Source organism: Pseudomonas brassicacearum, from assembly GCF_000585995.1.
In the GTDB taxonomy this organism is placed as follows: domain Bacteria; phylum Pseudomonadota; class Gammaproteobacteria; order Pseudomonadales; family Pseudomonadaceae; genus Aquipseudomonas; species Aquipseudomonas brassicacearum_A.
The window spans coordinates 5,463,025-5,478,410 of sequence record NZ_CP007410.1; the positions used below are offsets into that span (position 1 = coordinate 5,463,025).

General features: G+C 60.8%; 11 protein-coding genes. All 11 read left to right on the forward strand.

Features of this window, described 5'->3' with window-relative positions; all coding sequences use genetic code 11:
- The first annotated feature begins 73 nt into the window (after positions 1–73).
- The 11 genes from alg8 to CD58_RS23430 all read left to right on the forward strand — a co-directional run bounded on the left by alg8 (position 74) and on the right by CD58_RS23430 (position 15,263).
- Complete coding sequence (alg8, locus tag CD58_RS23380) at positions 74–1,555, forward strand: mannuronan synthase (protein WP_404942645.1); 1,482 nt, start codon at positions 74–76, stop codon at positions 1,553–1,555.
- A gap of 35 nt (positions 1,556–1,590) precedes the next feature.
- Complete coding sequence (locus tag CD58_RS23385; protein ID WP_025215368.1) at positions 1,591–2,760, forward strand: alginate biosynthesis protein Alg44; 1,170 nt, start codon at positions 1,591–1,593, stop codon at positions 2,758–2,760.
- Positions 2,761–2,769: 9 nt separating this feature from the next.
- Complete coding sequence (algK, locus tag CD58_RS23390) at positions 2,770–4,227, forward strand: alginate biosynthesis TPR repeat lipoprotein AlgK (RefSeq protein ID WP_038436716.1); 1,458 nt, start codon at positions 2,770–2,772, stop codon at positions 4,225–4,227.
- A gap of 5 nt (positions 4,228–4,232) precedes the next feature.
- Entirely contained in the window at positions 4,233–5,717 is a 1,485-nt protein-coding gene (locus CD58_RS23395; RefSeq protein ID WP_025215370.1) for an alginate export family protein, read from the forward strand.
- 26 nt (positions 5,718–5,743) lie between these two features.
- Positions 5,744–7,333: a mannuronan 5-epimerase AlgG gene (gene algG, locus CD58_RS23400; protein WP_025215371.1), complete on the forward strand. Its 1,590-nt coding sequence runs from the start codon at positions 5,744–5,746 to the stop codon at positions 7,331–7,333.
- Positions 7,334–7,344: 11 nt separating this feature from the next.
- Positions 7,345–8,793 (forward strand): alginate O-acetyltransferase, encoded by a 1,449-nt coding sequence (locus tag CD58_RS23405; RefSeq protein WP_025215372.1) that lies wholly within the window; start codon positions 7,345–7,347, stop codon positions 8,791–8,793.
- 23 nt (positions 8,794–8,816) lie between these two features.
- Positions 8,817–9,941: a mannuronate-specific alginate lyase gene (locus CD58_RS23410; RefSeq protein ID WP_025215373.1), complete on the forward strand. Its 1,125-nt coding sequence runs from the start codon at positions 8,817–8,819 to the stop codon at positions 9,939–9,941.
- Between the two features lie 220 nt (positions 9,942–10,161).
- Positions 10,162–11,727 carry an MBOAT family O-acyltransferase gene (locus CD58_RS23415; RefSeq protein WP_025215374.1) on the forward strand — a complete coding sequence of 522 codons (1,566 nt, stop codon included), beginning with the start codon at positions 10,162–10,164 and terminating at the stop codon, positions 11,725–11,727.
- A gap of 11 nt (positions 11,728–11,738) precedes the next feature.
- Positions 11,739–12,914 (forward strand): alginate O-acetyltransferase, encoded by a 1,176-nt coding sequence (locus CD58_RS23420; protein WP_025215375.1) that lies wholly within the window; start codon positions 11,739–11,741, stop codon positions 12,912–12,914.
- 14 nt (positions 12,915–12,928) lie between these two features.
- Positions 12,929–13,594, forward strand: coding sequence for an alginate O-acetyltransferase AlgF (locus tag CD58_RS23425; RefSeq protein WP_025215376.1), 666 nt, complete (start codon positions 12,929–12,931; stop codon positions 13,592–13,594).
- A 217-nt stretch (positions 13,595–13,811) separates the two neighbouring features.
- Positions 13,812–15,263, forward strand: a complete 1,452-nt coding sequence (locus tag CD58_RS23430) for a mannose-1-phosphate guanylyltransferase/mannose-6-phosphate isomerase (protein WP_025215377.1) — start codon at positions 13,812–13,814, stop codon at positions 15,261–15,263.
- Positions 15,264–15,386: the final 123 nt, after the last annotated feature.

The following is a 15,386-nucleotide window of genomic DNA, read 5'->3' on the forward strand; positions in this document are numbered from 1 at the left end:
GGCCGGCCTTTCGCCTGCCTTAACCCATCGGGCCGCCCACAAGGCCCGCCCGAGATAGAGACGGATGCAGATTATGCACAGGCTAAAGCACGGCCTGCTTCAGGCCGCCGGTTGGCTGTTTTACTTGAGTTTATTGATGGGCATCGCCACGGCGTTGCCTGCGTCCACGTTCGACGCCGAATCCAAGGACTTTATCTTCCTGATCGGCGCCGTGGGCATTTGGCGTTACTCCATGGGAGCGACGCATTTCGTGCGCGGCATGATCTTCCTGTACATCGTCTACCCGCATCTGCGCCGCAAGGTACGCAAGCTGGGCACGGCGGCGGATCCGTCCCACGTGTACCTGATGGTGACCAGCTTCCGGATCGACGCGCTGACCACCGCCCAGGTCTACAGCTCGGTGATTCGCGAGGCCATCGATTGCGAGCTGCCCACCACCGTGGTCTGTTCCATCGTGGAAATGTCCGACGAATTGTTGGTCAAGAGCCTCTGGGCCCGCATGAACCCGCCAGAGCGGGTCAAGCTGGACTTCGTGCGCATTCCGGGTACCGGCAAGCGTGACGGCCTGGCCTATGGTTTCCGCGCGATCTCCCGCCACCTGCCCGACGACCGTGCAGTGGTGGCCGTGATCGACGGCGACACCGTGCTCGCCGAAGGCGTGGTGCGCAAGACCGTGCCGTGGTTCCAGCTGTTCGGCAATGTCGGCGGCCTGACCACCAACGAGTTCTGCGAAGTTCGCGGCGGCTACATCATGAGCGAATGGCACAAACTGCGTTTCGCCCAGCGTCACATCAACATGTGCTCCATGGCCCTGTCCAAGCGCGTGCTGACCATGACCGGACGGATGTCGGTGTTCCGCGCCACCGTGGTAACCAACCCGGACTTCATCGCCGACGTGGAAAGCGACTCGCTGCAACACTGGCGCCTGGGTCGCTTCAAGTTTCTCACCGGTGACGACAAGTCCAGCTGGTTCAGCCTGATGCGCTTGGGTTACGACACGTTCTACGTGCCTGACGCGGCGATCAACACCGTTGAGCACCCGCCGGAAAAGAGCTTCATCAAGGCCAGTCGCAAGCTGATGTTCCGATGGTACGGCAACAACCTGCGGCAAAACTCCCGGGCACTTGGCCTGGGCATGAGGCGTTTGGGCCTGTTTACCTCGGTGGTGCTGTTCGACCAGCGCGTGTCGATGTGGACCTCGCTGCTGGGCCTGACCGTGGCACTGATCGCCAGCTTCAAGTACGGCACCGCGTTCATCCTGGTGTACCTGCTGTGGATCGGCATCACCCGGTTGCTGCTGACCCTGTTGCTGTCGTGCTCCGGACACAAGATCGGGCCTGCCTACCCGGCGATTCTCTATTACAACCAGATCGTCGGCGCGTTGGTGAAGATCTACGTGTTCTTCCGCCTTGACCAGCAGTCCTGGACCCGCCAGCCCACCTCACTGACCCGTGATCTCGCCAGCTTTCAACGTTGGTTCAACACTTGGTCGTCTCGGACCATGACCTTCTCCGCCGGTAGCATTTTTGTCGCCGTGCTGCTGACGATGGTCTGACCGGACTTGAATGAATTAACTAGGAAATCGCCCCTATGAACACCGCCGTGAATGTCAACGTAGTGCATGAATCCGAAGCCCAGCGCCAACACGCCCGAGTGAAAATCCCGGCCAAGTTGCGCTTCTTCGGCCCCGACCGTACGCCTATGGAAGTCAAGGTCCTGGACCTGTCCGCTGGCGGCCTGTGCTTCAACGCCGGTCAGATGCCGCTCAAGGTCGGCGAGTCCTATAAGGGTCGCCTGCAGTTCGTGATCGACAACCTTGGCCTGGCCATGGACGTGGAACTGCAGATCCGCTCCTACGACCGCGAGACCGGTCGCACCGGTTGCCAGTTCCAGAACCTGGAGCCTCGGGACATCTCGACACTGCGCCACATCATCACTTCGCACCTGGCCGGCGACATCGTCGGCGTCGGCGACGTGCTGGCGACTCTGCAGCGCGACAACTTCACCAAGGCGCGCAAGCAGAAGGACCAAACCGGCGGCATGAGCGCCCTGGGCCGCCTGCGGGCCGTGACCTTCAGCCTGGCGATTTTCCTCGTCGGCCTGGCGGCATTCGGCTTCATCTTCAAGTCGGTGTACGGCATGTACTTCGTCAGCCACGCCCAGGCGGGCCTGGTGAACGTACCGGGCATGGCCATTACGATGCCGCGCGACGGCACCGTGCAGAGCCTGGTCAAGGCTGACGGCGTGGCCGCCAAGGGCGCCCCGTTGGCCACGTTCAGCACCAGCATGCTCGACGTGCTCAAGGGTCATCTGGACGACAACCAGCTGCAACCGGCCAAGGTCGAGGAACTGTTCGGCAAGCAAATGACCGGCACCCTGACCTCTCCGTGCGACTGCATCGTGGCCCAGCAGTTGGTGTCCAACGGTCAGTACGCCAGCAAGGGTGACGTGATCTTCGAACTGGTTCCTCGTGGCGCTGAAGCCAACGTCGAGGCGCGCTTCTCCTATCGCCAGTTCGGCGACGTGCGTCCAGGCACCCCGGTCAGCTTCCAGGTTGCCGGCGAAGACACCATTCGCACCGGCAAGATCGTCAGCAGCACCAGCCTGAAGAGCGCCGACCTGTCCTCCGATATCCGTGTGCTGATCAAGCCCGACGAACCGCTGGACAGCTCGCTGTCCGGCCGTCCAGTAGAAGTCAACAGCGACCGTGGCCCTAACCTGGGCTGGCTGATGGACAAAGCCATGGCCGTCGGTCGTTAAGTCGAGGATATGCCCGTGACCATTACAAAAATCCTGACCACGCCGCAGACCCTGTGGGAGCGAGCTTGCTCGCGCAATGCCCACACCGGGTTTGCGATGTGCGCACTGGCACTGGCAGTCAGCCTTAGCGGCTGCGCCGGCTTGCCCGACCAGCGCCTGGCCAACGAAGCGCTCAAGCGCGGCGACACAGCCATGGCACAGCAGAATTATCAGCAACTGGCAGACCTGGGCTACAGCGAAGCCCAGGTCGGCCTGGCCGATATTCAGGTGGACAGCCGCGATCCCGAGCAGATGAAAAAAGCCGAGGCGACTTACCGCGCCGCGGCCGGTATCTCGCCACGCGCCCAGGCTCGCCTGGGTCGCCTGCTGGTGGCCAAGCCCGGCTCCACCGAAGCTGAAAAACACGAAGCCGAAGGCCTGTTGAAAAAAGCCTTCGCCAACGGTGAAGGCGGTACCCTCATCCCGCTGGCGATGCTGTACCTGCAATATCCCCACAGCTTCCCGAACATCAATGCCCAGCAGCAGATCAGCCAATGGCGCAGCGCCGGTTACCCGGAAGCGGGCCTGGCGCAGATTCTGCTGTATCGCACCCAAGGCACCTACGACCAGCACCTGGACGAAGTGGAGAAGGTCTGCAAGGCCGCCTTGACCACCACCGACATCTGCTACGTCGAACTGGCCACGGTCTATCAGAAACGTGGCCAGCCGGAACAGCAGCCCGAGTTGCTCAAGCAGATGCAGGCCGGTCACAGCGCTGGCGTGGTCTCCGCTCAACGCGTAGACAGCGTCGCCCGGGTACTGGCCGATGCCAGCCTGGGCAAGACAGACGAAAAGACCGCCCAGTCGTTGCTCGAAGGGATCGCCCCCGCCTACCCCGCTGCCTGGGTCAGCCTGGCGCAACTGCTTTACGATTTCCCCGAACTGGGCGACGTCGACAAGATGATGCAGTACCTGGAAAACGGCCGCGCCGCCGACCAGCCTCGTGCCGAACTGCTGTTGGGCAAGCTCTATTATGAAGGCAAGTGGGTACCGGCTGACGCCAAGGTCGCCGAGGCGCATTTCCAGAAAGCTGTTGGCCGCGAAGTGGCCGCCGATTACTACCTCGGCCAGATCTATCGCCGCGGTTACCTGGGCCAGGTGTACTCGCAAAAAGCCCTGGACCACCTGCTCAAGGCCGCCCGCAACGGCCAGAACAGCGCCGACTTTGCCATCGCCCAGCTGTTCTCCCAGGGCAAAGGCACCAAGCCAAACCCGGTCAATGCGTATGTGTTCAGCCAGTTGGCCAAGGTCCAGAACACTCCGCAGGCCACTGAGCTTGCCCAGACCCTCGAAGCACAATTACCGCCGGAGCAGCTTGCACAAGCCCAGCGTCTGCTACAACAGGAGCAGGCCATTCGTGGTGCCATGAGCCCCGATACGCTGGAACTGCAAGCCCTAAAAGAAGATGACGGCGAGGAACCTCTATGAAGCCTTTGAAGCTCAATCCTTTTGTGCAGGCCGGTATTGGCCTGTCGTTTGCCCTGCTGTGGTCCTGCCCGACCCTGGCGGCCCTGACCGATGACAAGAACTTCGGCCTGGAAGTGAAAATCACCGGCCAGTCCGAAGATGACCGCGACCTCGGCACCCAGAGCGGTGGCGACGTCAACGGTGTCGGCCTGGACCTGCGCCCTTGGATCTATGGCGAAAGCGGTGCCTGGAGCGCTTACGCCATGGGCCAGGCCGTCACGTCGACCGACATCATCGAGACCGATACCCTGCAACAGTCCGATGGCAACACCCAGCAAACCGACAGCGGCGATCGCGAAGTCAAGAAAAGCTACCTGGCGATGCGCGAATTCTGGATTGGCTACCGTGGGCTGACCCCTTACCCGGGCGAAATGTTGAAGTTCGGTCGCCAGCGCCTGCGCAACGACGACGGCCAATGGCGCGACACCAACATCGAGGCCCTGAACTGGACCTTCGATACCACGTTGCTGCGCGCCAACCTCGGCGTTGCCGAACGTTTCAGCGAATACCGCACCGACCTCAAGGAATTGTCCCCCAAGGACAAGGATCGTATGCACGTCTACGGCGACGTGGGTTACCAGTGGATGCCAGGTCAATGGGCCGGTATCCGCGCCCACCACTCCCATGACAATGGCAGCCTTGATTACCCGACCCCGGGCGAAGCCACCGACACCCTGGACAAGACCCAGAACGGCGACATTTCCTGGCTGGGCCTGGAAGCCAACAGCGACGCCTATAACTGGCGCAACACCAACACCGTCAACTACTGGGCCAGCATTACCGGCATGAGCGGCGAGCGCGACACCGTCAACCCGCTCAACGCCGACGGCACGCGCCCAGCGCAAGCCAAGCACAGCGACGACGTGGACGGTTGGGCCACTGACCTGGGTATCCGCCTGCGTCTCGACCCGCAATGGCAAGTCGGTGCAGCCTATTCCCGCGCCAGCGACGAGTACCAACAGAACGGCCTGCAAAGCAACCGCTCGAACTTCACCGGTACCCGCTCGCGGGTCCACCGTTTCGGCGAAGCCTTCCGGGGCGAAATGGCCAACACCCAGAGCGCCAGCCTGTTCGGTTCCTGGCAGCTGCGTGACGAATACGACGCCAGCCTCGTGTACCACAAATTCTGGCGCGTGGACGGCAACAAGCCGGTGGGCAGCAACGGCATCAACGCCGTGGAAAACGATACCGACGACGTGACGGGCGCAATCCTGTCCACCTCGGCCCTGCCGCTCAATGACGGCAACAAGGACCTGGGCCAGGAAGTCGACCTGGTGGTCACCAAGTACTTCAAGCAGGGCCTGCTGCCGGCCGCACTGAGCCAGTCCATCGATGAGCCGTCGGCGCTGGTGCGCTTTCGTGGTGGTGTGTTCAAGCCAGGCGACGCCTACGGCAAAGAGGTCGATTCGTACATGCATCGCGCCTTCGTCGACGTGATCTGGCGCTTCTGATGCGAATGACCATGGGAGTGCCCGATATGAACCGCTACCTCAGGAACAGCCAGGCGATGAAAGGTTCGATCAGCCTGTTGGTCGCAGCCATGCTGCTGGCTGGCACGCCGGCGTTCGCCAACGTTGAACCGGTGGTCAAGCCGGGCAACGTGGTCAAGGGACTGCAAGAAGCCAAGACCTACACCGTCAGCACTGCACCGACCGCACCGCTGGAACTGGCCAAGCCGACCCTGCCCGACCTCACCGGCTTCACCGCCGAAGCGGCCGCGAAGAAAATCGTGCGGACCAAGCCCGGCAAGATCAGTGTGCGCCGGATGATGCAGGAAAACGCCTTGAAGGACTTCATCGGCGGCGACAACAAGATGGCCGAGTGGGTGGTGCGACAGCACGGCATCCCACAGGCCATCTTCCTCGACGACGGCTACATGAACCTCAAGGATCTGGCCAAGAAGGCGCCTAAGTACATTATCGAAACTTCGCCAGGTGTCTACCTGGCGAAGATTCCGATCGTGGTCGGCCAGAAAGGCATCCTGGAAATCGACAAACAGACCCAAGAGCTGCGCCTGTCCCAGGAGGGCGGCGCGTTCCTGGTCAACGATGGCCAGATGTTCATCCGCGACACCAAGGTCACCGGCTGGCGCGAAAAGGACAATGGCCCTGCCACGTTCCGCTCGCCCAAGGAATTCCGTCCGTTCCTACTGTCGTGGGGCGGTACCGAGACCTACATCGTCAATACCAAGATGGCCAGCTTCGGCTACGCCAACAGTAAGTCGTACGGGGTGAGTATTTCCCAGTACACGCCGAACATGGCCAAGGTCCTCAAGCGCCCGGAACCGACCGGCTGGATCATCGGTTCCGAGTTCTCGGACATGTGGTACGGCTTCTACTGCTACGAGACCCGCGACTTTGTCATCAAGGGCAACACCTACAAAGACAACATCGTCTACGGCATCGACCCCCACGACCGTTCCCATCGGCTGATCATTGCCGACAACACCGTCTACGGGACCAAGAAAAAGCACGGGATCATTATTTCCCGTGAGGTCAACGACAGCTTCATTTTCAACAACCGCAGCTACGACAACAAACTCTCGGGCCTGGTGATCGACCGTAACAGTGTGAACAACCTGATCGCCTACAACGAGATCTACAAGAACCACACCGACGGCATCACGCTCTATGAGAGTGGTGACAACCTGTTGTGGGACAACAAAGTGATCAGCAACCGGCGCCACGGTATCCGGATTCGTAACAGCGTGAACATCCGCCTCTACGAAAACGTGTCCATGGCCAACGGCCTGACCGGTATCTACGGCCACATCAAGGACCTGTCCGACACCGACCGGGACATCAAGCTCGACCCGTTCGACGCCCAAGTCTCGCTGATCGTGGTCGGTGGTGAACTGGCCGCCAACGGCAGCGGCCCATTGTCCATCGACTCGCCCCTGAGTGTTGAGCTGTACCGCGTGTCCATGCTCGCGCCGACCAAATCCAGCGGCATCAGCTTCTCGGGAATTCTCGGCGAGCGCCAGGATGAAATTCTCGACCTGCTGGTGCGCCAGCAGAAAGCCGTGCTGATCGACCCCGTCGAACGCCAGACCGAAATGCGGGACTGAGGATGACCTTTATGAACCCACAGATGATCAAACTTCTGGGCCTGTCCGCCCTGACGGCCGGCATTCTCGCCGCCACCAGCGGCGCACGCGCCGACGAAATCAAGGCGCCGAGCTTCACCGCCGAGCCATGCTGCAACCTGTGCCCTGCCGCCCATGATGCAAAGAACTACACCACGCGCTACCAGCAGAACTTCACCACGCTGGTCCAGGCCCAGGGTGACTGGCTGTTCCGTACCCAGGAAGACCTGCGTACCGAATTCACCACCACCCCGGCCGGCTACCAGCGCATGCAGCAGTTGCACGATGCGTTCAAGAAAAAAGGCATCGAGCTGGTGCTCGTCTACCAGCCGACCCGGGGCCTGGTGAACCGCAACAAGCTCAACCCGCAGGAAAAGGCCAGTTTCGACTTTGAAAAGGCTCTGACCAACTACAAGACCATGCTCGGCCGTTTCGCGCAGATGGGTTATGTGGTGCCGGACCTGTCGCCATTGACCAACGAAAACCTGCCGGAAACCCTGCCGGCCCACGACTTCTACTTCCGTGGCGACCAGCACTGGACGCCCTACGGCGCCCAGCGCACCGCCAAGATCGTCGCCGAGAAGGTCAAGCAGCTCCCGGCCTTCGCCGACATTCCCAAGCGTGAGTTCGAGACCAAGAAGTCCGGCCGCATGGGCAAGACCGGCACCCTGCACAACATGGCCGGCCAGCTGTGCGGTACCAGCTACGCGATCCAGTACATGGACCAGTTCACCACCGAACCGAAAGGCGAGGCGGGCGACGGCGACCTGTTCGGCGATTCCGGCAACCCGCAGATCACGCTCGTGGGCACCAGTCACAGCGGCAAGAACTACAACTTCGCCGGCTTCCTGGAAGAGTCCATCGGCGCCGACATCCTCAACGTCGCCTTCCCGGGCGGTGGTCTGGAAGGCGCAATGATCCAGTACCTGGGCAGCGAAGAATTCCAGAAGAATCCGCCGAAGATCCTGATCTGGGAATTCTCGCCGCTGTATCGCCTGGACCAGGAAACCATCTACCGCCAGATGATGGCGCTGCTGGACAACAACGGTTGCGAAGGCAAGCCGGCGCAGATGAGCAGCAAGACTGCCCTCAAGCCCGGCAAAAACGAATTGATGGTCAATAGCAAGAATATGGACCTGCGTAACGGCAGTCACCAGATCGACATCCGCTTCGCCGACACGTCGGTGAAAACCTTGCAAGCCACCCTCTGGTACATGAATGGGCGCCACGAGGATATCAAGATCGAGAAACCGGATACCTCCGACACCGACGGACGTTTCGCCTTCCAATTGCGCACCGATGAGGACTGGGCTTCGCAGAACCTGTTGGCTGTCGAAGTCCAGGGCCCCGAAGCCGGTACAGCGCCACAGCAAGTCGAGGCGAAAGTCTGCAAACGCAATGCATCTCCGCAAGCCGAACAAACGGCTCAAATCGGACAATGAGGTCTCGTCTCATGACCAGAACCATGCGCACCCGAACGTTGAAAACGCTGCTGGCACCGTCCCTGCTGACCCTGGCGATGTTCGCCGGGGCCACGCAGGCGGCGGCGCCGCTGCGCCCGCCACAGGGTTACTTTGCACCGATCGAAAAGGTCAAGGTGGGCGATCCTGCCCAAGGCTGCGACGCAACACCGACGCCCTACACCGGCTCCCTGCAGTTTCGCAGCAAGTACGAAGGCTCCGACAAGGCCCGTGCAACCCTGAACATGCAATCGGAAAAAGCCTTCCGTGACAGCACCGCCGACATCACCAAGATCGAGCGTGGCGTCAGCAAGCAAGTGATGCAATTCATGCGTGACGGTCGCCCCGAGCAACTGGAATGCACCCTGAACTGGTTGACCGCCTGGGCCAAGGCCGACGCATTGATGTCCAAGGACTTCAACCACACCGGCAAGTCCATGCGCAAATGGGCCTTGGGCAGCATGGCCTCGGCCTATGTGCGCCTGAAGTTTTCCGAGTCCCAGCCACTGGCCAACCACCCGGAGCAGGCTCAACTGATCGAAGGCTGGTTCAGCCGGATGGCCGACCAGGTCGTCAGCGACTGGGACAACCTGCCGCTGGACAAGACCAACAACCATTCCTACTGGGCCGCCTGGTCGGTGATGGCCACCTCCGTGGCAACCAACCGCCGCGACCTGTTTGACTGGGCCGTCAAGGAATACAAGGTCGGTGTCAATCAGGTCGATTCCGAGGGCTACTTGCCCAACGAACTCAAGCGCAAGCAACGGGCCCTGTCCTACCACAACTATGCCTTGCCGCCACTGGCGATGATCGCCAGTTTCGCCCAGGTCAACGGTGTGGACCTGCGCCAGGAAAACAACGGTGCCCTCAAGCGATTGGGTGACCGAGTGCTGGCCGGGGTGAAAGACCCGGACATCTTCGAAGAGAAGAACGGCGACGAACAGGACATGAAGGACCTGAAGGTCGATTCGAAATTCGCCTGGCTCGAACCGTTCTGCAGCCTCTACACCTGCTCCGAGGATGTGCTGGAGCGCAAGCATGAAATGCAACCGTTCAAGACGTTCCGCCTCGGCGGGGACTTGACCAAGGTGTACGACCCTTCGCGGGAAAAAGGTGAGAAAGGAAGCTGACACCCTTCTCCCTGCCTGGCAGGGAAACCTGTGGGAGCGAGCTTGCTCGCGATAGCGGTCTGACATTCGCCTTGGATGTCGACTGAAACACCGTCATCGCAAGCAAGCTCGCTCCCACAGGGAATGTGGTCTGTTTCGAATGTATCAACCCCCCCAATTTTCATGGGGGGTTTGGGGGGGCTCTGGCCCTTGACTGTTGATTCAACATGGAGAGATCGGGATGGTATTTTCATCCAATGTGTTCCTGTTTCTGTTCTTGCCGATCTTTCTCGGCTTGTACTACTTGAGCGGGCAACGCTATCGCAACCTGCTGTTGCTGCTGGCCAGCTATGTGTTCTATGCCTGGTGGCGGGTGGACTTCCTGGCGCTGTTCGCCGGCGTGACCCTGTGGAACTACTGGATCGGCCTGAAAGTCGGCGCCGCCGGTGTGCGCACCAAACCAGCCCAGCGCTGGCTGTTGCTTGGCGTGGCCGTTGACCTGTGCATCCTGGGTTACTTCAAGTACGCCAACTTTGGCGTGGACAGCCTCAACGCGATCATCACCGGTTTCGGTCTGAATCCGTTCATCCTGACCCACGTGCTGTTGCCGATCGGGATCTCGTTCTACATCTTCGAGTCCATCAGCTACATCATCGACGTCTATCGCGGTGACACCCCGGCGACCCACAACCTGATCGACTTCGCAGCGTTCGTGGCGATCTTTCCGCACCTGATCGCCGGCCCCGTGTTGCGTTTCCGCGACCTGGCCGATCAGTTCAACAACCGCACCCACACGCTGGACAAGTTCTCTGAAGGCTGCACGCGCTTCATGCAGGGTTTCATCAAGAAAGTGTTCATCGCCGACACCCTGGCGGTGGTGGCCGACCATTGCTTTGCCTTGCAGAACCCGACCACGGGCGATGCCTGGCTCGGCGCCCTGGCCTACACCGCGCAGCTGTACTTCGACTTTTCCGGCTACAGCGACATGGCCATCGGCCTGGGCTTGATGATGGGTTTCCGTTTCATGGAAAACTTCAAGCAGCCCTACATCAGCCAGTCGATCACCGAGTTCTGGCGGCGCTGGCACATCAGCCTGTCCACCTGGCTGCGCGATTACCTCTACATCACCCTGGGCGGTAACCGCAAAGGCACGTTGATGACCTATCGCAACCTGTTCCTGACCATGCTGCTCGGCGGTCTGTGGCACGGCGCGAACATCACCTACGTGATCTGGGGTGCCTGGCACGGTATCTGGCTGGCCATCGAAAAGGCCGTGGGCATCAACACCACGCCACGCAGCATCAACCCGATCCGCTGGGCGCTGACCTTCCTGCTGGTGGTCATGGGCTGGGTGATTTTCCGCTCCGAAAACCTGCACGTGGCCGGTCGCATGTACGGCGCCATGTTCAGCTTCGGCGACTGGTCGCTGTCGGAACTGACCCGCGCCAACCTCACCGGCCTGCAGATCGCCACGCTGGTGGTGGCCTACATCACTCTCGCCTTCTTCGGCCTGCGGGACTTCTACACCAACCGTCCGCCGGTCAAGACCAAGCCTGAGGTCAACACCGAGGCCGACGGCCCGGCGACTGCACAACCGGGGCTGATCAAAGCCGTACCGGGTGACAACCCGTCGAATATCCATGAACCGGGCTACACCGTGGGTGTCGAAGCCCAGGTGCAACCGGCCTACTGGACTGCGGACTGGTCACGCTACGCGATGCGCGCCCTGGTGCTCCTGCTGTTCATCGCCTCGATTCTCAAACTCTCGGCGCAAAGCTTCTCGCCGTTCCTTTACTTCCAGTTCTGAGGGATCTGAACATGACCCGCTCATTACGCATCTTTTACATCGCACTGTTCCTGCTGATCCTGACAGCACTGGGCCTGTGGTCGACGCGCAGCTTCTTCGGCTTCAGTACCAACCCCGATGCGACCGTGCTCAACGGTCGCTGGACCAAAGCCGTCGAGACGCACTACGACGAGGAGTTCCCGATCAAGCGCCTGGGCACCAACATCTGGGCCGCGCTGGACTACAAGCTGTTCAATGAAGGCCGCAAAGGCGTGGTGCTGGGCCGCGACCAATGGCTGTACAGCGACGAAGAGTTCAACCCGATCGTCAACGAAGAGCTGAACCTGCAAGGCAACTACGCGCTGGTCGAAGGCGTGCGCCAGAAGCTCAAGGAACAAGGCATCACCCTGGTCATGGCGATCGTGCCAGCCAAGGTCCGCCTGTATCCAGAGCACTTGGGTGAAGTGAAGCCGTCGAGCATTCACGCCAACCTGTACCAGGATTTCCACGCTCGCGTGGCGGCAGACAAGATCCTCGCCCCGGACTTGCTTGGCCCGCTGCAACAGGCCAAGCAGAGCGGCCAGCAAGTGTTCCTGCGCACCGACACCCACTGGACTCCGGAAGGCGCGCAAGTAGCCGCCGAAAACCTGGCCAAGGCCATAGCAGAGAAGGCACCGCTCAACGGCGAGCCACAACGCTTCGTCACTGAGCCTGCGGAAAAAATCACCCACAAGGGCGACCTGCGGCAGTTCCTGCCCCTGGACCCACTGTTCGAAAACCTGATGCCTGCCCAGGAACCGCTGGTCAAGCGCAATACCCGCGAAGCCGACAACCAGCCGGCCAGCGACGACGCACTGTTTGCCGACGCCCAGGTGCCCGTGGCCCTGATTGGCACCAGCTACAGCGCCAACCCCAACTGGAACTTCGTCGGTGCACTCAAGCAAGCCCTGCACAGCGACGTCGTGAACTACGCCGAAGACGGCCATGGCCCGATTCTGCCGATGCTCAGCTACCTCAAGAGCGACGCCTTCAAGAACAGCCCGCCACAGGTGCTGATCTGGGAGTTTCCTGAACGTTATCTGCCCGTGAACAACGAAATCGGCGACGCCGACCCGCAGTGGGTCGCAGAGCTCAAACAAGCCGGCGCTCGTCAGCAGAACGTCGCAGCTAACACTCAATCCGAGACGCCCGACCGGGCGCAAAACTGAAAGAGAGGTCCACCATGACTTTCAACACTACTCCTCGCCGTCTCGCAACTCGCTCCCTCAAGGCCGTTGCCCTCGTCGCCAGCATGAGCGCCCTTTCGCTGTCTGCCTTCGCAGGTGATTCGGCCCTGTACGGCCCAGTCGCGCCGAAGGGCTCGAGCTTCGTACGGATCTACAACGCCAGCAACGCCGAAGTCAGCGCTACCGTCGGCAGCACCAACCTCAGCGAAGTGGCCCCCCTGGCCAGCAGTGACTTCAGCTTCATGCCCGGCGGCGACTACAGCGCCAAGGTCGGCAGCCAGACCGTTCCGGTTAAACTGGCCCCCGATCACTATTACACCCTGGTCAACAACGCCAGCGGCCAGCCTCAACTGATCGAGGAGCCGCCGTTCAAGAACAAGCAGAAATCCCTGGTCCGCGTGCAGAACCTCACCGACAAGGCACTGACCCTCAAGACCGCCGATGGCAAGACCGAAGTGGTTCCGAACGTGGCGGCCAAAGGCCGTGGCGAACGTGAAATCAACCCGGTGAAAGTGACCCTGGCGCTGTTCGAAGGCGACAAGAAAGTCGGCGACCTCAAGCCTGTGGCCCTGGAACGCGGCGAAGCCGCCGTGCTGTACGTCACCGGTTCAGGCAGCAGCCTGTCGCCAGTGTGGGTGAAACGCCCGACGTCGACCCGCTGATGAATTCACCTGATTGACGCTGTACCCCTGTGGGAGCGGGCTTGCTCGCGAATACGGTCTCACATTCAACATTGATGTTGGCTGAACCACCACTTTCGCGAGCAAGCCCGCTCCCACCCTGAATTGGGGTGTCATTCGGGTACGGAACAACAACAAGAGAGTGAAACGACAGAACGCAGTAGCTCTAAAACCATTTCGATTTGTAGGAGTAACAAACATGATTCCGGTGATCTTGTCAGGTGGTAGCGGCTCACGTCTTTGGCCGCTTTCGCGCAAGCAATTCCCTAAACAGTTCCTGGCCTTGACCGGCGAACACACCTTGTTCCAGCAGACCATCGAGCGCCTGGTGTTCGAGGGCATGGACACGCCGATCGTGGTCTGCAACAAAGACCACCGTTTCATCGTCAACGAACAGCTGAGCACCCGCAAACTGGAAGCCCAACGCATCCTGATGGAACCGTTCGGGCGCAACACCGCCCCGGCCGTGGCCCTGACCGCGATGATGCTGGTCAATGAAGGTCGCGACGAGCTGATGCTGGTGCTGCCGGCCGACCACGTGATCGAAGACCAGAAAGCCCTGCAACGCGCCCTGGCCCTGGCCACCGTGGCCGCCGAGCGTGGCGAAATGGTGCTGTTCGGTGTGCCGGCCACCAAGCCCGAAACCGGCTATGGCTACATCAAGTCGACCAACGATGCGCTGCTGCCTGAAGGCGTGAGCCGTGTCTCGCACTTCGTCGAAAAACCCGACGTCAAGCGCGCCACCGAGTTCGTTAACGCCGGCGGTTATTTCTGGAACAGCGGCATGTTCCTGTTCCGCGCCAGCCGTTTCCTCGAAGAGCTGAAAAAGCACGATCCAGACATCTACGACACTTGCCTGCTGACCCTGGAGCGCAGTGAACAGACGGCTGACACCATCACCCTCGACGAAGCCACCTTCGCCTGCTGCCCGGACAACTCCATCGACTACGCGGTGATGGAAAAGACCCAGCGCGCCTGCGTCGTACCGCTGTCGGCGGGCTGGAGCGATGTCGGTTGCTGGGCGTCGCTGTGGGAAGTCAACGAAAAAGACACCAACGGCAACGTCACCAAAGGCGACGTGGTGCTCCAGGACAGCCGCAACTGCATGATCCATGGCAACGGCAAACTGGTGTCGGTGATCGGCCTGGACAACATCGTGGTGGTCGAAACCAAGGACGCCATGATGATCGCCCATAAGGACAAGGTCCAAGGCGTCAAGCAGATGGTCAACACCCTCAATGCACAGGGCCGTACCGAAACCCAGAACCATTGCGAGGTCTATCGTCCGTGGGGTTCCTATGACTCGGTGGACATGGGCGGCCGTTTCCAGGTCAAGCACATCTCGGTCAAGCCGGGCGCGTGCCTGTCGCTGCAGATGCACCACCACCGCGCCGAACACTGGATCGTGGTCAGCGGCACCGCTGAAGTGACCTGCGACGAAAACGTGTTCCTGCTCTGCGAAAACCAGTCGACCTACATCCCGATCGCGTCGGTCCACCGCCTGCGCAACCCGGGCAAGATCCCGTTGGAAATCATCGAAGTGCAGTCCGGTAGCTACCTGGGCGAAGACGACATCGAACGCTTCGAAGACATCTACGGTCGCTCCACCCCGATCGAACGCGGCGTGTCGGTGAAAACCATCGCGCAGTAAAGATCAGCCAAACAAGAAGCCCCCGTCCAGCCCACTGCGTCCCCTATCCGCAGTGGGTTGGGTGGGGGCTTTTTGGTCCTGGGCTTTGTATGAAAAGTGCCTGCGCGACATTTCATACAACCC